At 57.4% G+C, this 24,451-nt stretch carries 22 protein-coding genes and 1 pseudogene; 10 read left to right on the plus strand and 13 right to left on the minus strand.

What is annotated here, in order from left to right:
• The first annotated feature begins 75 nt into the window (after positions 1-75).
• Positions 76-1,050 (plus strand): sugar-binding domain-containing protein, encoded by a 975-nt coding sequence (locus tag RHEC894_RS23555; RefSeq protein ID WP_085739420.1) that lies wholly within the window; start codon positions 76-78, stop codon positions 1,048-1,050.
• 46 nt (positions 1,051-1,096) lie between these two features.
• Here RHEC894_RS23555 and ugpC read toward each other — a convergent pair whose 3' ends face one another.
• The 12 genes and pseudogenes from ugpC to RHEC894_RS23615 form a co-directional block, all read right to left on the minus strand.
• The gene (ugpC, locus tag RHEC894_RS23560; RefSeq protein ID WP_085739421.1) at positions 1,097-2,191 is read right to left on the minus strand and encodes a sn-glycerol-3-phosphate ABC transporter ATP-binding protein UgpC; all 1,095 of its coding nucleotides are present in this window, start codon (positions 2,189-2,191) and stop codon (positions 1,097-1,099) included.
• Positions 2,192-2,307: 116 nt separating this feature from the next.
• Positions 2,308-3,762 (minus strand): extracellular solute-binding protein, encoded by a 1,455-nt coding sequence (locus RHEC894_RS23565; RefSeq protein WP_085739422.1) that lies wholly within the window; start codon positions 3,760-3,762, stop codon positions 2,308-2,310.
• A 44-nt stretch (positions 3,763-3,806) separates the two neighbouring features.
• Positions 3,807-4,835, minus strand: coding sequence for a carbohydrate ABC transporter permease (locus RHEC894_RS23570; RefSeq protein WP_085739423.1), 1,029 nt, complete (start codon positions 4,833-4,835; stop codon positions 3,807-3,809).
• Positions 4,832-5,707: a sugar ABC transporter permease gene (locus RHEC894_RS23575; protein ID WP_085739424.1), complete on the minus strand. Its 876-nt coding sequence runs from the start codon at positions 5,705-5,707 to the stop codon at positions 4,832-4,834. Before RHEC894_RS23575 ends, RHEC894_RS23570 begins: the two co-directional genes overlap by 4 nt.
• Positions 5,704-6,636, minus strand: coding sequence for a ribokinase (gene rbsK, locus RHEC894_RS23580; protein ID WP_085739506.1), 933 nt, complete (start codon positions 6,634-6,636; stop codon positions 5,704-5,706). The genes RHEC894_RS23575 and rbsK overlap by 4 nt, the downstream gene beginning before the upstream one ends.
• Positions 6,637-6,647: 11 nt before the next feature.
• Complete coding sequence (locus RHEC894_RS23585; RefSeq protein ID WP_085739425.1) at positions 6,648-7,103, minus strand: RbsD/FucU family protein; 456 nt, start codon at positions 7,101-7,103, stop codon at positions 6,648-6,650.
• Between the two features lie 246 nt (positions 7,104-7,349).
• A pseudogene (locus tag RHEC894_RS23590) lies at positions 7,350-7,517 on the minus strand (transaldolase family protein); the annotation flags it as partial.
• Between the two features lie 162 nt (positions 7,518-7,679).
• Positions 7,680-8,738 (minus strand): ABC transporter permease, encoded by a 1,059-nt coding sequence (locus RHEC894_RS23595; protein WP_085739426.1) that lies wholly within the window; start codon positions 8,736-8,738, stop codon positions 7,680-7,682.
• Between the two features lie 25 nt (positions 8,739-8,763).
• Positions 8,764-9,741, minus strand: a complete 978-nt coding sequence (locus RHEC894_RS23600) for an ABC transporter permease (RefSeq protein ID WP_085739427.1) — start codon at positions 9,739-9,741, stop codon at positions 8,764-8,766.
• Positions 9,734-11,218: a sugar ABC transporter ATP-binding protein gene (locus RHEC894_RS23605; protein ID WP_085739428.1), complete on the minus strand. Its 1,485-nt coding sequence runs from the start codon at positions 11,216-11,218 to the stop codon at positions 9,734-9,736. Before RHEC894_RS23605 ends, RHEC894_RS23600 begins: the two co-directional genes overlap by 8 nt.
• Positions 11,219-11,300: 82 nt before the next feature.
• The gene (locus RHEC894_RS23610; RefSeq protein WP_085739429.1) at positions 11,301-12,299 is read right to left on the minus strand and encodes a substrate-binding domain-containing protein; all 999 of its coding nucleotides are present in this window, start codon (positions 12,297-12,299) and stop codon (positions 11,301-11,303) included.
• 78 nt (positions 12,300-12,377) lie between these two features.
• Positions 12,378-13,223 (minus strand): sugar phosphate isomerase/epimerase, encoded by an 846-nt coding sequence (locus RHEC894_RS23615; RefSeq protein ID WP_085739507.1) that lies wholly within the window; start codon positions 13,221-13,223, stop codon positions 12,378-12,380.
• Positions 13,224-13,572: 349 nt separating this feature from the next.
• Here RHEC894_RS23615 and RHEC894_RS23620 point away from each other — a divergent pair, with 349 nt between their 5' ends.
• The 8 genes from RHEC894_RS23620 (at position 13,573) to RHEC894_RS23655 (ending at position 22,334) form a co-directional block, all read left to right on the plus strand.
• Positions 13,573-16,038: an alpha-ketoacid dehydrogenase subunit alpha/beta gene (locus tag RHEC894_RS23620; RefSeq protein ID WP_085739430.1), complete on the plus strand. Its 2,466-nt coding sequence runs from the start codon at positions 13,573-13,575 to the stop codon at positions 16,036-16,038.
• Between the two features lie 29 nt (positions 16,039-16,067).
• Complete coding sequence (locus RHEC894_RS23625; RefSeq protein ID WP_085739431.1) at positions 16,068-16,304, plus strand: lipoyl domain-containing protein; 237 nt, start codon at positions 16,068-16,070, stop codon at positions 16,302-16,304.
• Positions 16,301-17,104, plus strand: a complete 804-nt coding sequence (locus RHEC894_RS23630; RefSeq protein WP_085739432.1) for an alpha/beta fold hydrolase — start codon at positions 16,301-16,303, stop codon at positions 17,102-17,104. Before RHEC894_RS23625 ends, RHEC894_RS23630 begins: the two co-directional genes overlap by 4 nt.
• Positions 17,101-18,057, plus strand: a complete 957-nt coding sequence (locus tag RHEC894_RS23635; RefSeq protein WP_085739433.1) for a carbohydrate kinase — start codon at positions 17,101-17,103, stop codon at positions 18,055-18,057. Before RHEC894_RS23630 ends, RHEC894_RS23635 begins: the two co-directional genes overlap by 4 nt.
• A 146-nt stretch (positions 18,058-18,203) precedes the next feature.
• The gene (locus RHEC894_RS23640) at positions 18,204-19,187 is read left to right on the plus strand and encodes a sugar-binding transcriptional regulator (protein WP_085739434.1); all 984 of its coding nucleotides are present in this window, start codon (positions 18,204-18,206) and stop codon (positions 19,185-19,187) included.
• 864 nt (positions 19,188-20,051) lie between these two features.
• Entirely contained in the window at positions 20,052-20,993 is a 942-nt protein-coding gene (locus RHEC894_RS23645; RefSeq protein ID WP_085739435.1) for an amino acid ABC transporter permease, read from the plus strand.
• A complete protein-coding gene (locus RHEC894_RS23650; RefSeq protein WP_085739436.1) occupies positions 20,990-21,793 on the plus strand; it encodes an amino acid ABC transporter ATP-binding protein in 804 nt (267 codons plus the stop codon). Before RHEC894_RS23645 ends, RHEC894_RS23650 begins: the two co-directional genes overlap by 4 nt.
• A 73-nt stretch (positions 21,794-21,866) precedes the next feature.
• Positions 21,867-22,334 (plus strand): RidA family protein, encoded by a 468-nt coding sequence (locus RHEC894_RS23655; protein ID WP_085739437.1) that lies wholly within the window; start codon positions 21,867-21,869, stop codon positions 22,332-22,334.
• 59 nt (positions 22,335-22,393) lie between these two features.
• On the opposite strand, the gene RHEC894_RS23660 is transcribed toward RHEC894_RS23655, so the two are convergent.
• The gene (locus RHEC894_RS23660) at positions 22,394-23,347 is read right to left on the minus strand and encodes a LysR family transcriptional regulator (protein ID WP_085739438.1); all 954 of its coding nucleotides are present in this window, start codon (positions 23,345-23,347) and stop codon (positions 22,394-22,396) included.
• Between the two features lie 163 nt (positions 23,348-23,510).
• On the opposite strand from RHEC894_RS23660, the gene RHEC894_RS23665 reads away from it, so the two are divergent.
• Complete coding sequence (locus tag RHEC894_RS23665) at positions 23,511-24,350, plus strand: ABC transporter substrate-binding protein (protein ID WP_085739439.1); 840 nt, start codon at positions 23,511-23,513, stop codon at positions 24,348-24,350.
• Positions 24,351-24,451: the final 101 nt, after the last annotated feature.

Here is a 24,451-nt window from a genome sequence, read left to right on the forward strand (position 1 = left end):
ACAGCGAATGACATGATGTAATTTGACTTAGTTACAAATGTCAAACAAAAATACATTTGTAATTTGGGAGGAAGCATGTCCGATACAGAAGAAGCCCTGATGGTGCGCGCCGCATGGTTTTATTATGTTGGTGGCCTCAACCAGGAGCAGACAGCCACACGGCTCGGGGTCACGCGCGCGCGTGTCAACAAAATGCTCTCGGAAGCCCGCGACAGCGGATTGGTCAGCATTTCCATCGACCATCAGCGCGTTGGCATGCTGCCGGTCGAGGACCTTCTGCGGGAGCGCTTCCGGCTTGATTTCTGCATTTCCACACCGGCCTTCGGCTTCAAGGAAGCCAAGGATGTGGAGATCGAGGTGCGAAAGCAGATCGCCTTCCGGGCGGTCGGCGTTGCCGCTGCCAACCATTTGAAATCGCTTCTATCAGAAAGCGAATCGGTGACCATCGGCACCGGATGGGGTCGCACCATCGAGCAAATGACGCTGCAGCTTGCTGGCGTTCGCGCGCCCCATGCCCGCTTCATTTCCATCATGGGGTCGCTGACCGCAAACAGCGCTTACAATCCGTTTGAGGTGGTACATGCGCTGGCACGGCGAACGGGTGGCGAGGGTTTTTTTCTGCCGGTCCCGTTCATTGCGGATACGATCGAAGACAGAATGGTCCTTTTGTCGCAACGCTCAGTCGTCAAAGCGCTGGAGATCGCCCGCTCGGCAGCGGTGTGCTTCATCAGCGCAGGTGAACTGACGGAGACCTCTCTGTTGCGCCGTCAAGGCATGATCTCGCGCGCCGAACTGGAAAGCCTCAGACGATGTGGGGCAGTCGGTGACACCAACGGAATTTTCTTCGACAGCGAAGGAAAGCAGGTTGACCACGATCTCAACAGAAGAACGATTGCCCTCGGCTTCGACGAACTGATGAAGATTCCCGTGATCCTGCTGATCGCTGGACAGGAGAAATCAGCTGCAGCAAGAGGGCTGCTGAAGAGCGGTGTCGTCAACGGGCTTGTTATCGACGGAGACGCCGCCGAGGCTCTTGTTGCCCTTGGTTAAGGTGTCGGAACGCCATCATGGCAACTGCCAGGCGAATGGTCGTCTATCAGTCTAGCCTTAATGCCTCGCCGGTGCTTTTCAGGAAGAAATGCATCTTTTCCGGATCAATCGGGACATCGATCATGTCTTCGGGCCTGACCCGGGATGCGGCGTGGATCTGAGCGGTAAAGGCACTCGCACCAGCTTTCCCGATGGCAAGTGTGTGAGGGCCGAGAGGTTCGATGTCCGCGACGTGCACGCGAATCGTCGGAAAGGCCGGGTCCGCAGTCATCGTATGCTCCGGCCGAATACCGAGAACGACTGCCTGGCCAATACCCGCCGAGAGATGCTTCACCATGCGCGCGGGAACGGTAATGGCTACATCGCCGTCCGCCCGGAAAACAACGCCGCCGCCGTCAGCCTCCAGCCTCCCTTCGACAAAATTCATACTGGGGGCGCCGATGAAGGCCGCGACGAAGAGATTTTTGGGAGACTCATACAGCGTGATCGGATCGGCCGCCTGCTCGATGCGTCCCTGGTTCATGACCACGACGCGATCGGCCATGGTCATCGCTTCCACCTGGTCATGAGTGACATAGACTATTGTCGTCTGCAGACGACGATGCAGCAGTTTGATCTCGGTGCGCATCTCGATACGCAGCTTGGCGTCCAGATTGGACAGAGGCTCGTCGAACAGAAAGACATCCGGCTGACGCACGATGGCCCGGCCGATGGCGACGCGCTGACGTTGACCGCCCGAAAGCGCGCTCGGTTTGCGGTTGAGATAGGCACCGAGATTGAGAATGCGTGCGGCATTCGCAACTGCGGCATTGATGTCCTCCTTTGGCGTTCCACGCACCTTCATGCCGTAGCCGATGTTTTCGGCAACTGTCATATGTGGATAGAGCGCATAATTCTGAAACACCATCGAGCAATTGCGCAGACCTGGACGCAACGTCGTAACGTCCCGCTCGCCGATGCGGATTTCTCCGGATGTCGCCTGTTCTAGCCCCGCAATCATCCGCAGCGTGGTTGTCTTACCGCAGCCGGAAGGCCCGACGAGAACCACGAATTCCTTGTCGGCAATCACCAGATCGAGCGGAGGAATGACCGCTACGCTGCCAAAAGACTTGGTGACCTGATCCAAACGCACCTGCGACATGCTGTAACCTTTTCATGAGAACTCCATCGCCTGCCCTAAGCGGTGATGGTTCTTTCTTCCTTCCACGATGTCTGATCCCATCCCGGCACCGCGGGGATGGGATTTATTGGGGACGCCTACTTCGCAGGAAGGCCCATCGACGAGCGATAGGCTGCCAATTGCTTGTCACGACCAAACTCGTCCGTCAGCTTGTTCCATCCGTCTGCCACGGTATCGAGCGCCTGCTGCGGCGTCACTTCTCCAGCTAACGCCTTGGAAAGCTCGATCTCGAGAATTTCCGTATAGGAGAAGTAGCCCGGCAGGCGCATGTCGAGTGCCGTGTTTTTGGCGGTCACCGCGTCCTTCTGGCTTCCAAGATATTCCTTGGCCTCACGCTCGGAAAAGATCTTCGACCACAACGCCGTATTTGTCGTGTGCGACAGACGGTACGGGTTGACGCCTGTGCCGCCGGTGATGGCCGCCTGACCGGAAACCGCCGGGCTCGTCAGGAACTGGATATAGTTCCAAGCGGCCTCCTGGTTCTTGGAAGACGACGGTACGGCTGCCTGCCAACCGCCGAAGGCCATGAAGGAAGTCTGGACGACCTCGGGCTGCTTGTCCCACTTTTTGGTCTTGTAGTTCCAGATCTCGTCGGATCCCGGCAGGGATGCCGAACCGACGTTGCCGGCGACCTTGGACTGCTTCGGGTCGGCGGCGATGACGCCGGTATCGCCCCAGCCAATCGATTCCGCGACCTGGCCACCGGCAAAGGCGGCATTGACTTCGCCGAAGGAGAAGTTCAGCGCATTTGGCGGTGCCAGTTTCGAGGCGCGAATATATTCCTCCAGGCCGCGGACCCAGCCCGGATTGTTGACCTGCGCATCCATCGTGTCAGGATCGAAGAACATGCCGCCGGGATTGTCGGGATGGCTGGTGTATCCCGCCACGTGACTGAACAGGAACCAGAACTGCTGGCCACCACGGCGGAAGGCTTCCGCCGTGCCCCAGAGGCCCTTGTCCGGCTGCTGGAAGAACTCGGCGATATCGAGATATTCCTTCCAGGTCTTCGGCGGCGCGAGATCATGGCCGTACTTTTCCTTGAAGGCCTTCTGGTTGTCGGCGTTCTCGAAAAGGTCGATGCGGTAGGTATAGGTATGCGCGTCACCATCCATGGTCTGCGACAGGACCTTGCCGTTCCAGACCATCAGTTGCTCGCGGTAAACCGGGGCAATGTCCTCCCAGTCGGCACCCGATTGCATCGTTTTCGGCATTTCCGAGAGATAGTCGGTGAAGTCCGGTGCCCAGGCCGGTGCGAAGGCGACCACGTCGAACGTGTCTTCGCCCGAGGTCAGCGAGGTTACGATCTTCGGATAGAGTTCCGACCACGGAAATTCGACGACATTAACCTTGCCGCAGGTCTTTTCTTCCCAGCCCTTGGCCGCGAGTTGCAGCGCAGAGGCGATATATGGCCCCGTCTGCGTCGTGGCGGTGAGCGTGACACCGGTATAATCCGGTTCGCACGCAAGCGCGGTTGTGGTGCCCGCCGCAGCAAGCAGGGCCGCGGCCGTCGAACTCAATAGCAAACTTCTCATGTTTTCCTCCCCGGAATTGAACAATGACTAGGGTTGTTGAACGGTCACTTTATCGCTCCTAAAAGCAGGCCAGACCGCATCAGCCTGCTCAAAATGCCCGCCATGACGACCATGGGTATGATCGCGACCAGGGCGGCTGCCGATATCGCCCACCATTCGTCGCCGCGCTGGCTGTTCTGGCCTGCGACGAGAATGGGAAGGGTCTGCCATTTGGCATTGGTCAGGAAGAGTGCGAACAGGAATTCGTTCCAGACGAAGGCCAGCGTGATCATGAATGTCGCGATCAGGCCTGGCTTGGACATCGGCAGGACGATACCGAAGAAAATTCTCCACGACGGCACATTGTCGACCATCGCCGCCTCCTCGACTTCAACCGGCAGTGCCGCGAAGAAATCGCGCATTAGCCAGATCACGATCGGCAGCGAGAAAGCGACATAGGCGAAGGTGAGGCCTATATAGGTATCCACCAGCTTGAACCCCATCTTGCCCATTTCCGTATACATCAGGAACAGGGCGAAGGCGGCAACGATCGGTGGAAACATGCGCTGGCTCACGAACCAGAAGACGATATCGTCATTGCCGAGGACCGGCCCAGGAAGCTTGATCCGGCTGGAACCGATGGCGAGCGTAAGCGCTGCCACAAAGGCGTAGATCAGCGAAATAGCCTGTCCATAGCCCAGCACATGGCGGCCAAGCAGATATCCGCCGAAGGCGATGACGACGAAAATCACGCCGGACAGCAGCTTGACCTCGAAGGTAAAGCGCACCAGCGCATAGGCTGCCATTGATCCGATGAAGGTGGCCAGCACCGATGCCGAAAGCCCGATGATCGTCGAGGCGATGAAGGTGTTGTAGAACTGGCCGCGCGCGCCCGACAGAAGCTCGCTCCAGGCCGTCAGCGTCGGGTCGAAATCGACGAACGGAATATAGGTCGGCCCGCCGACGACGCCGAGCGGCGATTTGAACGAGGTGATCGCCACCCAGTAAAGCGGAAAGAAGGTGAAGGCGAGCCACAGCAGGCAGCCTGCGAGCGCCCACCAGCGGCCGGATCCTTTGAGGTTGCGCACGCTCATTTGTGCTTCTCCAGATATGGCTTCAGGATGGCAAGATAGACGAGCCCGATCACGGTAATGACGATCAGGAACAGGAAGGACAGGGCGGACGTGTAGCCGAGGTTGAACTTCTTGAAGCCCTCCTGATACGCGAACAAGGTGAGCGTTTCGGTCGAAATGCCAGGTCCTCCGCCGGTCATCACAAACACCGTATCGATGATCTTGTAACTCTCGATGAGGCGAATGAAGACCACCGCCACCGAAATCGGTAGCATCATCGGGAAAGTGATCCCCCAGAACTGCTGCCAGGGACTGGCATTTTCAAGCGCGGCAGCCTCGTAGACATCGTCCGGCAGGGTTTGCAGCCCGGCAAGAAGCATCAGGATGACGAAGGGTGTCCACTGCCACACTTCGACGGAAATAATGGCGCCGATAGCCCATCTGGTTTGCGTCAGGAACGGCAGATTGGGAAAGCCGAAGGCGGTCATCAACTCGTTGAGCGGACCCATCGTGGGATTGAGGATCTGGCGGGCAATGAGCGCGACGGCAACGGGCGCCACGAGCATTGGCACCAGGAAGCTGACCCGGAACAAACCTTCGCCGGGCACGCGACGGTTGAGCGCCAGCGCCACGGAAAAACCGATGACATACTGCAGCGTCACGGCGATAAAAGCGATGATCGTCGTCGTCCAGGCGACATTCCAGAAGCGCGGGTTCTGGAGCAGTTCCGCATAGTTGCCGAAGCCGACGAAATGCGCGGGGATCGGCGGCACGAGCCTTAGGCTCATGAAGCTGGTCGTCAGCGAATAGATCAGCGGAAAGATCGAGATCACCAGGACGATCAGCAGGGCAGGCCAGATGAAGAAATGTTTGACCGGATCGTTGCGGGTCATGCGGCGCCCCTTTCCTGGAGAAGCGCCTCGATTTCCTCGATCTTCGGCATCGCAGGCGCGGTACCCCGCCGCGTCACAGCAATACCGGCGGTCGCGCAGCCAAAGCGCACGGCCTCGACCGGACTAGCGCCCCGCGAGAGCGCTGCCGAGAAGCCACCGACAAATGCGTCGCCGGCGCCGGTGGTATCGATGACGGCTCCCGACGAGATCGCCGGAACATGAACCGATTGCCCGGCCGTATGATAGAGCACACCGCGACCACCCAGGGTGATCAGCGCGGCTTTCGCGCCCTTGGCAAGAAAGGCGTCGCCAGCCCGTCTGGCGTCGTCGAGCGTGTCGAGCGGAAAACCGACGATGGCGGCTGCTTCGGTTTCGTTTGGCACGATATAGTCACAGAGCGGATAGATCGTGTCTGGAAACGGCTCGGCCGGCGCAGGATTGAAAACAGTGGTGACGCCGGCCGCATGGGCGATTTCGAGGGCACGCTGCGCCGCTTCGGCCGGTTGTTCGAGCTGGGTCACGAAAACAGCCGATTGCTCGATGGTCTCGCGTGCCGCCTCGACATCACCAACGCCGATGGTGCCTGCGGCACCTGGATAGACAATAATCGCATTGTCGCCGTCACCGTCATTGACGTAGATGAAGGCCGCGCCGGTCGGCATATCGTCCATCTGCACGACTTTCGGCGTCACCCCTTCTTCCGCGTAGGTCTTCAGCGCCATATCGCCGAACGTGTCGCGGCCAATCTTTGAGATGAAGGAGACTGCACCACCGGCGCGAGCAGCGGCAACCGCCTGATTGGAACCCTTGCCGCCAGGACCTACGGAAAAACCCGTCCCGGTGATGGTTTCACCGACGTTGGGCATGCGCCTGGCCAGATAGGCCGTGTCGGCGACGAAAATCCCGAGGATCGAAACACCCGCCTTCATGATCGTTCCCTTCAAACGGTTTCCGGCGGAATCACGCCTTTGGTGAACAGAAAGCAGCCGTAGAAGCGGGTTTCGCCGGTGGCGATGACGCAATACGCGTTTTTGGCTTCCTCATAAAAGGCGAAACGCTCGATGCCATACATCTGCGCCGGCTTACCCTCTGCAGCGTCGACTTCGGCCTGGACTTCCTGCTGCACCGGCGGAATCTCGTCCGGCGCGCCCGTGATTTCCATGCGTCCGGCAGATGGCTGCAGCGGCGTATCCAGCGGCATCACCGAAAGAATGGCTTTGATGGCGCGGGTGGTGGAGACATTGTCGATCCGCAGCAGCTTGCCGAGCACCGTTTGACGGGCAATGGAATCCGAAGGGAAATTGGTGTCGGAAACGACGACCGTGTCGCCATGCCCCATGGAGCGGAGCGCGTGCAGCACGTCCGCGTTCAGAGCCGGATCGATATTCTTCAGCATGGAAGTCCTCCCTTAATTGCACTATTTCACAGCGACGCTGCGCCGCAGAATGGACCCCACAACCGCCAGGCCTCTACGCCTTGCGGTTTCCTCAAGTTCCGTTTGCTCTCGTCTTTCGGAGCGGTTCTCCTACCGCTCAGGTGACCAGAGCTGGATCCCTTATTCTCCGTAGGGGATCCAGATATTCTTCACATCCACAGCGCGACGAAGATACAGCGCACCTTCGGCGGAGGCCTTTCTCCCTCACTCGAGTGCTTCCTCGAAATCTTCATGGAAGATAGGAGTTTTTAGCGCCTGGAGCACAATGGTGGGATTGGTGGTACAATCCATTGGCTTGAGGCGCTTGACGGCTTCAACGTCAGCGGTGTCGGCGACTACCTTCGTCATTTGACGCAATTGCACAAGCTTGTCCATGAACTGAATTTCTCTCTCATATCTATTCGGCAAGTGACAATCGCACAGCAATTCCGCACATCGATGGTGCTCCACGCCGGCTCAGCTCCGTGATTTGGTGCGGACATTTTCGAGCGCCACAGTCGTTAAGGCATCCTCCGTCCGCTTTCCAGAACGAACAGATCAGGCTTTTTCGGACACGGCGCTCTTTGCTCTCCAGAATTCGAAAAGGAGCAACCGACCGAATATGCCCGTGCCTGCGCGGAGCGCGGAAACGCCGATCAGAAGTGCCCCCCAGATGGCAATTGTCAGGAACTGGCTAAAGTTCATCAAATTGAACGCGGAGGAGATCAGCTGCAAGAGCAGCAACGCAGCAAACAACCCTGATACTTTTCCGGTGCCGCCATATGGATTGATGCCCCCCAGAACCGCCGCCAAGATGCTGATGAGAAGGAAACTCTCGCCATAGGACGCGTTGGCAGAATTGAATCGGGCCATCATTACAAGCCCGCCGCATCCTGCAAGCGCGCCCGATAAGGCATACGTCAAAAGCAAAACTCGTTTGACATGTATGCCCGAGAACTGGGCAGCTTTCTCGTTGGCGCCGACAAGGTAGAGCTTCTGACCGAAGGATGATCGCCGAAGAACCACCGACACGAACACGCAAAGGACACCAAACAGCAGGAACGCAAGCGGTACGCCCAGAAAGGTTCCATTTCCAATCGCAACGATTGGATCTGGAAAGCCTGACAAGACATTTCCACGCGTCAGTCCAATGGCAAGACCCTTACAGGCGATCATGGTCCCCAGTGTGGCCAGAATGGGGGATACACCGAAATAGGCGATGATGAAGCCGTTCAGCAGGCCTACCAGGATTGCGACGGCGAGGCCCGCGGCAACCGCACCGACTTGCCAGGTGAGCCAAAGCACGCTTCCGGAAGCGCCCCATGGAATTGTGAACTGCAATACCGACGCTATCGTCAAAGCGCAGAGATTGGCGGTCGAAATGATCGACAAATTCAGCCCGCCGGAAAGGAGCGCAAGCATCATCGCAAGAGCAAGAATGCCAAGTTCCGGGGTCTGAAAGGCTATCGACTGAAATGTTCCCACACTCAGTAGCCGATCGCCGAGAATGAGGCCAAACACCGCTAGAAGAGCCATGAAAATGGAAGCAAGCGTCACCGTCGTGGCGTTCTCTCGAACGAAACGGGATATGAGAGGTCGATTGGCAGACGGCTTCATGGTGATCTCTTTCCTAAGACGCGAGTCAAGCATGCCGACGCCGCTGAGACAGCGCAGTCGCCGAGACCGCAAGCAGAATAACGCAGCCGACAAAGAACTGATTCCAGTATGAGGACACGCCCAGCAATATTAGTCCGTTCTGCAAAATTGCGATGAGCATCACGCCCAATACGGCGCCAAACACGGAGCCGTTGCCACCGGTCAGACTCGCGCCGCCAAGAATGACAGCCGCAAGCACTTCGAGTTCCTTGCCGATAAGCGTCGTCGGGGTAACCGATTGGGCCAGTTGGGCTTGCGATATTGATGCGATCGCGGCCATGAACCCCATATAGCCGTAGACAAGGCACCTCAGGCCGAAAACATGAAAACCAAGGCGTTCGGCGGCTATCTCATTCCCCCCCATGGCATATATTTGACGACCGATGTTTGTCTTGTTGAGCAAGACCCAGGTCATAAAGAATGCGACCACTAGCAACAGCGCCTGGAAATTGATTGCATAAGGAAATCCATTACTGTCGCTGAATTCGAACCACCAGATCCCTTCGCGAAAATAGCTGGGAAGAGAGGTGATATAGTCGCCGCGGGTGATATATATGAGTAATCCAAAAAAAATATTGAGAGTGGATATAGTCACAATAACAGAAGAGATGCGAACCTTATGAATGATAGCCGCATTGAACAGCCCACATAGTATACCAGTGCAGCAGGCGACGAAGAACACTCCGAACCACCCAATTGGATAGGTCTTGGCAATCGTGAGAGCCACATATTGGGCGACGCTGGCTATGGCAGTAAAGGAGATGTCGATCCCACCGAACACCAAGACCACAAGCAGACCGGCTGCAAGAATGCCTGCAAACGAGGTGGAAGTGAGAAGGTCGAAAAGGTTTTGCAGCGTCAGAAAACTGTCCGTCGCTGCCGTGAGAAACATGGATAATACGACGACGACCGCAAGCAGCCAAAATTCGTGACTTCGTGTCCAGCGTTGAATTGTCTTAGGCATAGATAACCTCTTGCAGATTTCTCTCGGTCGATGAAAGCGGATGGACTTCGTTGACGAGCTTGCCTTGCCGCATGACCAGGACACGATGGGTGTGGTAGAAGACCTCCTGGGCTTCGTCGGAAATGAGCAGTACCCCGACGCCTTCTGCCGCCAATCGGTGCACTATCTCATAGATTCCGTCCTTGGCCTTGATGTCCACGCCGACGGTTGGGCTATCGAGTATCAGCACGCGGGGTTTGGTGGCCATCCATTTGCCCAACACCACCCGTTGCTGGTTGCCTCCTGACAGAGTTCCGACAGGATTTTCGAGGTCGGACACTTTCGTGTTCAGGCGAACGATCCAATCACCGGCTGCGGCTACACGTTTGGCGGGGTCGATGAGACCGAATTTGCCGGCCAAGCTGTCAAGGACCGTCGCGAGGATGTTTGCAGAAATGGGCTGCCCCAGCGCCAGGCCGAGCATCAACCTGTCTTCCGGGACGTAAGCCACGCCGCGGGCTATTGCGACACGATTGGAGCTGGCTATCAGCGGCTTCCCGGAGACTTCGATCGTACCGCGGGATGGTGGATTCATACCGAAGATGCTGAGTGCGAGTTCCGTCCGTCCGCAGCCTAAAAGCCCGGTAAGGCCGACGATCTCTCCTTTGCGAATGTCGAAGCTGATATCCTCGTAGTGGCCTGGTCGAGTCAGGTTTCGAACCGCCAGCACAACCTCCGCAGCCTCGCCTCCGGGCCGCGGAGGCGCATAGTCGAACTCATGACCGGTCATCAAGGTCTCTAGCCGCCGCGAAGTGATTTCGCTGGCATCGAAGGTCCCCACCTTACCGCCGTCACGCAGAACCGTTACGCGCTCGGCTATCTCCATTACTTCATCGAGACGGTGGGATACGAACACCGTGCAAATGTCTCTGCTCTTAAGGTCGTTGACGACACGCAGCAGAGAATCCACCTCATGCCGGGTCAACGAGGCGGTGGGCTCGTCCATGATGACCAGCTTTGCGTCCGCGGCCATGGCGCGGCAAATCGCAACCAGTTGCCGGTTTGCGATAGAGAGGTCCGACACCATCGTCTCCAGGTCGAGATTGACGTTGATGCGGGTCATCGCTTTCGCCGCAATGTCACTTATGCGGTTCCAATTCGCGGGCCGAGGCAAGCCCATGTGGCTGCCGATGGCGATGTTCTCCGCCACGGACAAATTGGGAAAGAGGGAGAGATCCTGATAGATGACCTGGATGCCACTCTTGGTGGAGAGAATGGGGTCCAAACGAGAATGTTCGCGACCCTCAAGAACGATGCGACCACCCGGATCGGGCACCTGCACGCCAGCAATAATCTTGATCAGGGTGGATTTGCCCGAACCATTTTCGCCAACAAGACAGTGAACTTCGCCGGCCTCCAGCGACAGATCGACATCTCGAAGCGCACGAACTCCGCCGAAGTGCTTGGAGATATGGGCCAATTCAAGGAATGCGGTCATAGTGGGCTTTACCCTTAGTAGCTGGCATCGGTCCTGCTGCAGGCGAGCCAGGGCCCGCCTGCGGTATTTCCTGCAAGGACAGCTAGAGACCCTGGGCGATCAGGCCATCCACGGTTTCTTTGTTGATGTGGGTGATCTTGTCGACCTTGATGAGCTTTCCGGGAACATCCACCGTAGCCTTGCCGAGACCGGGAACATCCATCCCGTCCTCGATTTTCGTTCCATCGAGGACCAATCTGGCGACGGCAGCCATCGCATAGCCAGCTTCTCTCGGGTTCCACATGAAGCCTTCCCGAATGACGCCGTCCATGATCAGGTCCTTGGCCTGCGACGGCAGCACCGTGCCTATGACGGCAACCCGCTTGCTCAGGTGCTTTTCCTTCACGGCGTTGCCGGCGGCGATCGGACCGTTCGAGCCAAACGCCAGTATACCCTTGAGCTTCGGATAGGCCTTCAGCACGTCGATAGTCGTGCGGTAGGCGCTGTCGATTTCGTCGGCGCCAGGGAAGCGATCGGCCACCAGGTTCATCTTGGGATAATGTGCCTTTTGATAGGCGATGGCCGCGTCGGCCCACTTGTTGTGCAGCGGGGTAGTCAGGGTGCCGACATAGACGACATAGTCCCCTTCCTCGCCCATTTCCTTGGCGAGGCTCTGCATTTGGACTTCGCCGAACTTGGTCGAGTCAATGAGTTCGACGTCCCAGTCGCGGCCCTCCTGTTCCGGCCCCTCGTGGACAATTACCTTGATGCCTGCTGCCTGAGCCCGCTTGAGCACAGGCTCGCACGCCTTGACGTCCAAGGGCACAAGGCCGATCACGTCCACCTTCCTGGCGATCAGATCTTCCAGCAGCTTGACCTGCTGAGCCGGATCGATGTTTGCCGGACCGGTCATAGAAACGTCGATGTTGAATTGCTTCCCTGCCTCCTGCAGGCCGCGCTCAAGGGCACCGAAGTACGGTATGCCGGCAATCTTGACGACAGTCACCATGACTGGGTTGGCCGCCATCGCGAGGTTTGGCGTGGCAACCAGCCATGCCACGCCTGCGGCCAAAGAAAACTTCAAAATGTCACGACGTTTCATGCTCTTCTCCTCCTGTGAGCGTTGTGGACTCTAGATTTTTGGAATTGCGTCTGCGGCCAGTCACCGCCAGCTGTCGCCTCAGAGGCCGTAGCGTGTCGCCAAGCCGCGCAAATACGGCAGCCCTTGATCAAGTACAGCGCCAGCATTGGGCGCGGCCGGCCGCCACATGCAGAGTGCCGAAGCAAGCTGTGGCGGTACCGAGACAAAGCTTTCAATGACAAGATCGCCATCGAATCCGGTGTCGCGCAATGTCCGGAAGACCAGTTCCCAATCTACGGTACCGGTGCCTGGTACACCGCGATGACTTTCGGAAAGGTGAATATAGGGAGAGCGTCCCGCGGCCCGGCGGATGCCGTCGTCGAAACCATTCTCCTCTACGTTCATGTGATAGGTGTCGAGGTGGACGAAGGTATTCGGTTCATCGATTTGCTCAAGCAGCCACATTCCTTGCGCGGCCGTATTGAGGATGTGGGTGTCGAAGCGGGTGCAAGGTTCGACACCGAACGTCATGCCGAGTTCAGCAGCGCGCCGGGCTACCGGCTTCAGTGCCCGAACCACCGCTTCGTACTCGCGACTTGTTGGGGGAACACCGGTCTTGTAGCCGAGCGCCGAGTAGGTGACGCCAGTCAGCATGGAGCACCCAATGTGGTGAGCGGCGTCGAGAACTTGAAACAGATATTGCGAACAGGCTTCCGGAGCCAGGTGCGCCATCTTGTCTTCGGGCAGGCAAAGGGACGCGGTTGCCTGAAGACCATGATCTCGGATTATCGACTTTGCGTGATCCAAATCGATTTTGGCCGGCTCGAACAAAGGGATCTCGATTATTTCCAGCCCATATCGCGCCGCCTCAGGGATCGCGGCGTTGGCCGCCTCTGTCGTCCACTCGGGCGCCCACAGACTGAAGTGCATTCCAAATTTTGTCATTGCGTTTATCCTCCCGTAATCCGCTGCAGAGCCAACAAGAACGCTGCACCCGGACAGCGTCAGCGCGACGTCGGCAAATGGCCCTCTTCGCGACGTTTGTTCGCCGCTGATCATTATGAAGATGGTTATCGAAAAATTCTCAAACGTCAACGCATATATCTATTTAAAAACACATTTGTCGCAGCAATCTAACGCCGAGCCCCACCACGGCACGGCAATTCCGTTGTATTTGTACGATAATCGCTAAAAATCGTCGAACACAAATATCTTTCTTGAAATACATTTGCCGTAACGGTATATGTCTGATGGCTAAGGGGATTGACCCCGGCAAATCCCATCGGAGGTCAGAATGCCCAAGGAAATCCACATCGACCCCAGGACCTTCAAGGTGCGCAGCACCCTGAATGCACCACCAATTCCTATCCACGCGTACGATGAGAATATCGAGGCGGAACGTGCCCAGTATGGCGACGAAGGATTGCTGCAAATTCTGCGCGATATGATGATCATACGCGAATTTGAGACAATTTTGGCTTCGCTAAAGGGAAAGGGAGCATATTGCGGCATTGAGTTTAACTACAAAGGGCCGGCTCACCTTTCGATCGGGCAAGAGGCTGCTGCCGTCGGAGCGGCGGCCTCACTCGAGCCGCATGACCATATTTTCGGCAGTCATCGCAGCCATGGCGAGTTCATCGCGAAGGGGCTTTCGGCGATCCGAAAGCTCCCGGATGATGCCTTGCGTCTGATCATGGAGAGCCATGAGCGTGGTACGCTTCTCAGGACCGTGGAGACCTCTCTGCGGAGTCCGAAAACAAGCGAGACCGCGGAGAATTTTCTACTGCTCGGCCTGCTTGCAGAGATCTTCATGCGCTCAACCGGTTTCAACCGGGGCATGGGCGGGTCAATGCATGCCTTTTTCCCGCCTTTTGGGACTTATCCGAACAATGCGATTGTCGGCGCGTCTGCCGGAATAGCCACGGGGGCCGCATTGCGAAAGAAGCTTACGGGGGCCAGCGGCATCACTGTGGCCAACGCGGGCGATGGCTCTACTGGCTGCGGGCCGGTCTGGGAAGCGATGAATTTCGCCGCTATGGCACAATTCGAGACGCTGTGGGCAGATGCTTTCAAAGGCGGTTTGCCGGTCCTGTTTTTCTTCACCAACAACTTTTATGCGATGGGCGGTCAGACCATCGGTGAAACAATGGGATGGGACCGCCTATCTCGCATAGGGCTGGCGGTCAACCAGCAAGCCATACACGCGGAAACCGTCGACGGAACAAATCCGCTCGCCGTTGCTGACGCCGTCGCACGCAAGCGCGAGCTTTTGGTTCAAGGCCGCGGGCCAGCCTTGCTGGACGTCGAATGTTACCGTAGCTCGGGTCATTCAACGACAGATATCAACTCTTATCGGACGAAGGACGAGATGCAGGCGTGGGAACAGCACGATCCTATTATTCTGTTCTCCAATCGCCTTCAGGAGGCCGGGATTGTGACCGCTGGCCAGGTCGCCGAATTGCGCGAACAGACGACGGATCGCATGCGCTCGATTACTGCGATCGCGGTCGATCCGGCACTCACTCCCCCCGTAGATATTCATGCAGATCCAACGCTGATCGGCAAGCTTATGTTCTCGAACACCAGCATAGAGCTGCCCTCGCAAGAAGTTTTGCTCCTGAAGCCTGTCGACGCGGTTAGCCGGGTGCGTCAGGACGCGAAGAAAAGTCGATACGGCTTTGCCGAGGACGGAGCCAAGCTGTCACCAATGCGAGCTATCACAATGCGTGACGCCTTGTTCGAGACCGTCTTGCACCACATGACGCACGACGACAGTCTTGTCGCCTATGGGGAAGAATGCCGGGAATGGGGTGGCGCATTCGGCGTTTACCGGGGGCTTGCCGAAATCCTACCCCACGATCGGTTGTTCAATTCACCGATCTCCGAAGCTGCGATTGTTGCGACGGCGGTGGGCTTTGCGCTCGAGGGCGGCCGCGCGCTGGTCGAACTGATGTATGGCGACTTTCTAGGCCGGGCGGGCGACGAAGTCTTCAATCAGATGGCAAAATGGCAATCGATGTCCGGGGGTGAGCTGAAGGTTCCCGTCGTTTTGCGTTGCTCTATCGGTTCGAAGTACGGCGCTCAGCATAGTCAAGACTGGACGGCATTATGCGCCCATATTCCGGGCCTCAAAGTTGTCTACCCGGCAACGCCGTATGATGCGAAAGGGCTGTTGGCTTCCGCATTGTCAGGCAACGATCCGGTGGTTTTTTTTGAAAGCCAGCGCCTCTACGACACCGTGGAACAGTTCCGCAACGAAGGCGTGCCGACCGGCTACTATCAACTTCCCATCGGTGAACCCGATTGTAAGCGCGCTGGAGAAGACGTCACAATTCTCACGGTGGGACCTTCGCTTTACTCCGCGCTCGCTGCTGCTGAAGAACTCGAAAGCACCTTCGGCATCTCGGCCGAAGTGATTGATGCGCGTTCGCTTGTTCCATTTAACTATGAACCGGTGCTCGCCTCGATAAGGAAAACCGGACGCATCGTACTGGTATCCGAGGCTTCGGAGCGCGGCAGCTTCCTGATGACGCTCGCCGCAAACATTACGCGCTTCGGCTATGAAACTCTTCACGCCGCGCCTCGTGTAATCGGCTCTCCGAATTGGATCGTGCCCGGCGCTGAGATGGAATCAACCTACTTTCCCCAGAAAGATGATATCCTTGATGTCATCACCAGCGAGTTGTTTCCAAGCCAGCGCAGCAACCGCCGCAGCGTACGTGACTGGGACGATCGGGAACTTGCCCGTCTCGGTCTATAAACCAACATACCTTTGAGCGAGGAACACATATGGATACCCCGATCCTCATGCCGAATCTCGGAAACGAAATCGACGAGGCCCAAATCGACGAGTGGTTCAAGACGGAAGGCGACATGGTCACCGAAGGTGAACAAGTTGTCCTGATCACGACACCCAAGGTCACCATGGAAATCGAAGCCCCAGCGACAGGCATTCTGAAGAAAATCCTGGTTCCCGCAGACGAGCTTGCGGCAGTGGGCTCCACACTTGGGATCATCGAGACGTGACAAACGCGACCGCACACTTACCGCTTCCAGTCTTTCGCTTGGGGGGTTCGGGGCCGAACCTTCTGCTTCTCCACGGGTTCGGAGCTGACCGAATGACCTGGATAGCCAATCAGGACGCGCTCATGCAGTCGTATGCGGTTTTTAGCTGCGACCTGCCTGCGCATGGCGATCAACCGCCTGGCAGGACTGGCATGAAAATCTCGGAGATCGCCGATGAACTGATTGACGCACTCGCGCGACAGAACGATCCCTTTGTCGTGGTGGGGCATTCACTGGGCGGCGCAATCGCCATAGAACTGGCAGCCCGCCGACCGGATTTGGTCGCCGGCCTGGGCCTGATCGCACCGGCTGGTCTGGGCAAAGAGGTCGGTCGAGATTTTCTGAGCGAACTGCCTGAACTTAGCGAATTGGACTCTGCGTTGGCGCTACTTCAGCGATTGGTCTCGCGCCCGCGCCTGATAACGCCACCGATCGCTCAACGGCTCCTCGATCACCTGGAACGACCTGGCATTCGTGCCGCTCTCAGAGCCCTGGCTTCGGAGTTAAGCCATGTCGAGACCTCGATTGAACCCCATGTGGCCTCCATAGCCGTCAGCAGAGTTCCGCGGATCGTCATTTGGGGAGAGGACGACACGATAAATCCGATCGACCGTCGGAAACTGTCGAGGTTCAACGCTCAAGTGCTGACTCTGCCGGATACCGGGCATCTTCCTCACGTTGAGGCAAGCAGAGCCGTAAGCCGGTATGTTTGTGAATTTCTGAAGAGTGCCGCATTGGAATTGGGGGGGATGAGTTCATGATCGTTGTCTGCGGTGATGCCTTGATTGACTTCTTGCCGGTCGCGCTCCCGGAAGGTGGCGGTGGCTACATCCCTGTCTGTGGTGGATCCTGCTGCAACATTGCGACCGCGATTGGCAGGTTAGGCGGTAAAGTCGGATTCATGGGAGGGCTGTCCGAGGATTTTTTTGGCGCCATGCTGGTTCAGCAGTTCAACGAAGCGGGGATTGATCTTCGCTACGCAACCCGCCTGCCTTTCGACACGACGCTGGCCTTTGTGCGTCTGGGAGGCGACGAGCCTGAGTACGCGTTCTATGACAGCGGTAGTGCGGCACGGCACTGGACGCTGAAAGGGGCACCAGCTTTGGGCAGCGAGGTTGACGTCCTGCACATCGGTTCGGTCACGTTGATTCACCCCCCTGTCTCAAGCGCTTGCGAGTCACTGTTCGAGAACGAACAGGGTAAGCGCGTGCTTTCGATCGATCCAAACTGCCGGCCCGGTCTAGCGCAGGATCCAGAGGCATATCGCCAGCGTCTCAATCGCCTCTGCGGTATGGCTGACATCGTAAAGCTATCGGTGACGGATCTCGAATTCATGCAGCCGGGTGTCGGGCCGCATTCGGCAGCGGAGAGTTGGCTTTCAAACCGGGCCAAGATCGTCCTCGTCAGCCGGGGTGCGCTGGGCGCAACGGTTTATCTTGCGGGTGGCGGAGTCGTTGAAGTTCCAGCACGCCCTGCAAGGGTTGTTGATACCGTGGGAGCTGGAGACGCACTCATTGCAGGCTTTCTCACCCATCTCCAGCAGAGCGGCGACTTGCATCGCCATAGCATCGCCGCTTTGACGGATGACCGGGCTCGCAAAGCTCTCGAGTTTGCCGCACATGTTGCAAGTCTTGCCTGCGAGCATCGCGGAAGTGACCCGCCGTGGCGCAGAGAAATCAGCCTGGCTGGATACGACGAAGGCAGTCAAGTGTGACGCCAAGCACCGCAAGCTATTGCGGAGGCTTGCCGTGCCAGTTAAGGGTGAAACGCCACGTCTAGAGATGTTTTACTCGAAGATCTGCGAACGGATTTGGACGCCGTTCCAATCGTGGGCGCAACGACTATCCAGGGGCGGATTGGATGACAAAACTGACGAGGATGCCCCACACCAGCTTGCTGGACGCTGAAAGCCTCAGGTTGAAGGCAGCTTTTCTTTATTACAATCAGAAGCTTACCCAAAACGAAGTCGCCGCAAAACTGGGTGTCAGCCGCAGCACAATCGTTAAGCTCCTCGATGAGGCGCTGAAGCGGGGCGAAATCCAGATCTGGGTGAAGCAGGCCGCAAGCGAGTTGGAACTGGCATCCGAGCTGGAAGCCGCGCTCAATCTCGATGAAGTGATCGTCACGCCGCCGGCGAAAGATGTCGACGGAACGGCCCGGGCCGTTGGGCAAGCGCTGGGTCAGTTTCTCTCCGACACCATTCCCAGCAATGCGACGATCGGGGTTGGCTGGGGACGAACACTCAGTGCCGCGCTTTCGAGTTTTCGCCCGCTGCGGCGCGAAGGGGTAAAAATCGTGTCTCTGCTTGGAGGTACGGTGGAAGCCCAGCATGAAAATCCGATCGATTTTACCTGGCAGCTCGCCAATCAACTCGGGGCGCAATGTTTTCTTTTGATGGCGCCGCTGCTGGTTGACTCTCCCGATACCAAAGAACGCTTAATCGAAAAGTGCGGCTTGAATCGGATCATGAAGCTGTCCGCCGATCTGGACATTGCGCTGGTGAGCGTCGGCGATATCGGCACCCATTCAACATCGCTGTCGGTCGCATCCCTTGCGCCAGAGGAGTTGGAAACGCTCATCGGCATGGGGGCTATGTGCGATGTTCTGTGCAATTTCCTAGATCGAGACGGCCGCACGGTGGACCATCCGGTAAACGATCGGGTGATGTCAGTCGATCTCGATACAGTGAGACGCGCACGGCACGTGGTTATCGCATCGGGGGGAGAACAGCGAGCCGCCGCAATCTTGGCAGCTATCAGGCGAGTAGGCTGCAATACTTTGGTGACTGATGAAAGCGCTGCGCGTCAGATGCTCAGCTTGCTCAGAAGTCCAAGGGCTGATTGATAATTCCGTCGCCGTTTTTCCAGTTCGCCGCCAACAACGACGGCTGGGCCGAATCGCTCCAAATCCACCTGACGGCATGGCATTCGGTCTCGCGGCGGGGAGGAGAGCAAATTCTCAAGCCTCGCCCGCGCTGCCTTCGCATCGGCCGTTCCTACCAATGATTTGCGCGGATCCAGGCGACCCGCTCTTCGGTCACCAGGTCAGCATGCTGTCGATACGCCGGCTTCAGATGGCGATATTCCGCATGACCACTCCTCTACCGACAACGGAAACAGGCCGAGGAATTCACTCTCATCGGCATCATCCGCCGATCGTTTGGCGAACTGTGCCGGCCAGTGCGCTTGTCTGTCTCCGCTCCCCGGCACATACTGCGTGTCTGACGGCCCGCCATTTCGACGATTTCTCGAAAATCAGATTCGCATCGACTGATTGCTGTCCGCGAGCTCCCAAAGCGGCACGTTCGACGCTCACCGAGCGTGATCCGTGGTCGGTCGAGATTTACAAACCGAACTGGTCAGCTTTCGCCATTTCGCCCATCAACGAACGTGGACGAAATATCCGGGATCGTAACGGACGCGCAAGACACGGCGTCGTAGCTTTTACCATTTAAGGCGGCTGTACTGGGCGAGTTCGTTTGCCTTCAAGGAATTAGCCCGCGGGCCGTCCCGCCATGTTTCTAATCGTCATGAACCGCGTGCATTTTCACGATGCAAATTATTAATTTGATTGAATGCACCTTCAGGCCTCACAACGAAGGCAGAGGTGGGAGACGCAGTTTTCGAGACGTGGGTGACCACGCTAAATCGGGGGACAACCCAGATATCGGGAACTGAATGCGCCCGTCTAGTCAAAGCGGAGGCGAGTATGACTGGTAGTCAACCCAAAAGGGGATCGGCCGACAAGATCGACCCGGACCAACTGACCATCGTTCCAATGCGACACCCTTGGAGGTGGGTGGCCGTCGCCTTGGTCCTGGTGTCGGTCGCCGCCATGATTAGGTCTGCGATTTCAAATCCCGAATTCCAGTGGCCCATCGTCGCGCAATATCTATTCAACTCCCTCATCCTCGATGGCCTTTGGCAAACCCTCCTCATCACAGTGGTCGTGATGATACTAGCGACTCTCGGTGGAACCATTGCCGCTTTGATGATGCTGTCTCCGAGCAAGCTCCTATCTGTGCCCGCTGCGGTTTTCGTCTGGTTCTTCCGGGGCACGCCGGCTCTCGTCCAGTTGATTATTTGGTACAATCTATCAATCGTGGTCAAAGATTTTACCCTTTGGCTTCCGGGGATCGGAACATTGTATTCAGTGTCGACGAACGACATCATGACCCCGCTGGTCTCGGCCATCGTGGCGCTGTCACTTCATGAAGCGGGCTACATGGCCGAAATCGTCAGAAGCGGACTGAGGTCAGTTAACAAGGGTCAGTACGAGGCATCTGCATGTCTCGGGATGAAGCCCAGCCTGGCGCTGAGAAGGATTGTGCTTCCCCAAGCGATGAGGATTATCATCCCGCCGACCGGAAACGAGACGATCAACCTACTCAAGACGACCTCGCTGGTCAGCATCATTGCGGTGGGTGATCTGCTCTACTCCGCCCAGTCGATCTATGCCCGGACGTTCGAGACGATCCCACTACTCCTTGTCGTGTCGTTCTGGTACCTCGCAGTGGTTTCGATCATGTCTGTCGGTCAGTTCTATCTGGAAAGACACTTCAGCCGCGACGAGCATCGCAACAAAATTGGACTCACGAAGGCAATACTCGGGAACCTGGCCAAGATCGGTCGGAAGGAGGCGCTAGCATGACTGCACCCCGCACACATCACGGACGCTTCGGGATCGCATCGACGACGATGGTGCATGCCAAGGGCATTCGTAAATCCTACGGCCATCTCGAGGTGCTCAAAGGCGTGGACCTCACGGTGCCCTCTGGCTCGGTCGCTTGTATCATCGGACCCTCGGGATCGGGAAAGAGCACGTTCCTGCGCTGCATCAACCATCTCGAGGAAATCAATGGCGGTCTGATGCTCGTCGACGGAGACTTCGTCGGCTATCGCCTGGAAGGCAACAAACTCTACGAACTGTCGCCGAGCGCAATTTGTCAGCGCCGGGCCGAGATCGGGATGGTTTTCCAGCAGTTCAATTTGTTTCCCCATATGACCGTGCTCGAAAACCTCATAGAGGCTCCTATGCGCGTTAAGCGGGAGCCAGTCGCCCAGGCAACGGCAAAGGCGATTGACCTTCTCCAACGGGTGGGTCTTGCCGAGAAACGGGACTCCTACCCAAGGCAATTATCGGGTGGGCAACAACAGCGGGTGGCTATCGCACGGGCGCTGGCGATGAATCCTAAGGTCTTGCTTTTTGACGAGCCCACGTCCGCGCTCGATCCGGAACTCGTGGGCGAGGTGCTCGAGGTGATGAAGCGCTTGGCGCGCGAGGGGATAACCATGGTGGTCGTGACCCATGAGATCGGATTCGCCCGCGAGGTGGCCGATCAGCTCGTCTTCATGGACGGTGGCGTTGTCGTCGAATCCGGCAACCCGAGAGAGATGATCGCCCACCCGCAGTCTCCCCGAACACGAGAGTTTCTGGCGCGCGTGCTGTGATGCGTGGCAAGGTTGCCGGACCGCCCCAATTCATCCACCCACAGCCGCAGAGGCTGTATGACAGGACACGCCAATGAACCCCTCTTTCGAACAACGCATCATAGAACTGGCCATCGGTCTCCCTAAACCGCACGGATCGGTCGCGAACTATGTCGCCGCGCACCAAGTCGGCAACCTTCTTTTCGTCTCTGGGCAGCTCTGCATGTCTCCCGGTGGCACACTCGTGGCGACGGGATCGCTCGGGGCAAACATCTCTGTCGAAGACGGAATACAGGCTGCCCGGGCCGCAGCGATCAATGTCGTCGCACAAGCTAAAGCTAGCTTAGGAAACCTGGACAAAATCAAGCGGGTCGTCCGGCTTGGCGGGTTCATCGCCGCGACGCCTTCGTTTTCGGAACACGCACGCGTCATGAACGGCGCCTCGGACGTCATCGTCGAGATTTTCGGCGAGCAGGGGCGGCACACGCGGAGCACCATCGGGGTTTCTTCCCTGCCTTTGCAGGCCGCAGTCGAGGTGGAAGCCCTGTTCGAGCTAAACTGACAATGCCAGCTGCCCGGTTCGCGGTCATCCGTGAACGGGGCTTTAGGCCGCGGGCATGTTCAAAGCTCCAGTCGATCATAGACGCCTTGTTTGAGCATTCTCTGCTTCTCGGACACGTCTCTGATCAGGTTCCGAAACCACACGTGCCCGGGGTCGAGTTCATTCGACCTGTCGAAGATCATCGAAATCGTGACATCAGGAAGATCGAGGGGCGGAGGAACTATCGCCGTCTCGCTTTCGTCAGCGAGCGCCAACAACACGCCGTCGCCGAACACCGAAATCAGCTCCGTGCCTTTGATGACCCATGGAGCAACGAGGTAGTGCGGTATCGTCGCGACCACTTTTCGATGAAGCCCGAGCTTTCGCAAGGTTATGTCGGCGACGCCGGCTGCTATGCCGTCCGCAGATATCTGAAGATGCCGCGAGGAGAGGTAACGATCGAGCGACATATCGGCCATGGCCGGGTTCCCGGTCCATCCGGCACAAACCATCCGATCCCTCGAAAGCTCCACGACCTCGAAATGCTCGGCATCGAGTTTCGGGTTTCCAAGGAGCGCGCATTCGACTTCGCGGTTTTTTAATGAGCCGAGCGCGTCGGGTTCCCTGGCGTGGACCACGTTCAACGAAGCGTGGGGCGCGAACTTCGAGAAATTCTCGATCAGTGCGGGCAAATAGGTGACGGCCGTATAGTCCGAGAGGCCGATCCGAAAATTTCTGGAGGTAGTCGCCGGATCGAAATTTAGGTGACGGTCGACCGCCACCCGGATTTGATGCAGCGCCCGGGAAATAACCTCCGCCAATTCCTTCGCGCGGGCTGTCGGCTCCATGATCCCGGCTTCCCGCGTGAAGAGTTCGTCCTGAAACACGTCTCGAAGTCTGCCCAGTGAATGGCTTATGGCCGACTGTGTTCGTCCGAGCCTGTCGGCAGCCCTCGTCACACTCCGCTCTCGCATTAGGACGTCAAAGGTCCTCAGGAGGTTGAGATCGATCTGGGTCAAAGAGAACTCGGTCATGTGGCAATCCTCGGACACTTTCGTCGGCCGTCAAACCCATCGACGTCCTCTAGAGATCATGAATGCGGCTCATATTGTCAATGCATCTTTTCAATTCGATTCACTGCGAAGGACGTGCTTCCTTACTCCTGCAAACGCCAACGTTCAATAAAAGGGGATCATCATGAAGGCCACGCATCTGGGTATTCTCGTCGCCCTGTCGCTCGCACATAACGCGATCGGAGCAGAAATTCCGGTCACTGACTTCGTCGAATCTTCGGGTACACTCACAATCGCCAACGGGCTCGACTATGCGCCATTCGAGTTCGTCGATGCAAACGGCCAACCGGCTGGCCTGGATGTGGATTTGGCGAAGGAGGCAGCAAAGCTCATCTCGGCGAAACTCGACCTTCAGCGCATACCCTTCGCATCTCAGATTCCCTCGCTCGCCGCCGGAAGGGTCAAGGTGGCATGGGCAACGTTCACGGTGAAGGAAGATCGTCTAAAGCAGGTCGATTTCGTCACGTTTCTCCAGTCCGGAACCGCGGCTATGGTTCTCCCGGACAAGAAGGATTCCATCGCTGATGCGAAGAGCCTGTGTGGCAAGCGGGTGGCGGTCCAGACCGGCTCGGCGGCCGATTTCACTGCGGACACGCTGAGCGAGAACTGCGCGAAGTCCAACCTCCCGAAGATCGACAAGGTCATCTATCCCGAGCAGAAAGACACGATCCAAGCGGTGTTAACGGGTCGAGCCGACGCTCGTTTCGACGACTCCACCGCGGCTGGATATTACGAGCAGACCAGTAATGGAAAGCTCGTCGTTGCTCCAGGAGTCTACGATGTTCTACCTTTGGGCGTCGCCGTCCAGAAAGGGGACAAGGCCTCAGCTGAAATGATGCAGGCAATTTTTCAGGAACTGATCGCCAACGGGACGTACAAGACCATCCTCAACAAGTATGGCATGTCGCTTGCGGCGGTAAAAAAATCTCGTATCATCACCTCTGTCGATCAGATTGCCGAATAAGCACCTGGCGAGCGGATTAGCGCCATCCGCTCGCTTCCACGCCCATCTCAGCTTCTTTACCGCGACCGCGTTCACGAGCGACGGGAGCCGGTATGGAAACT

It is taken from the genome of Rhizobium sp. CIAT894, from assembly GCF_000172795.2.
Classification (GTDB): Bacteria; Pseudomonadota; Alphaproteobacteria; order Rhizobiales; family Rhizobiaceae; genus Rhizobium.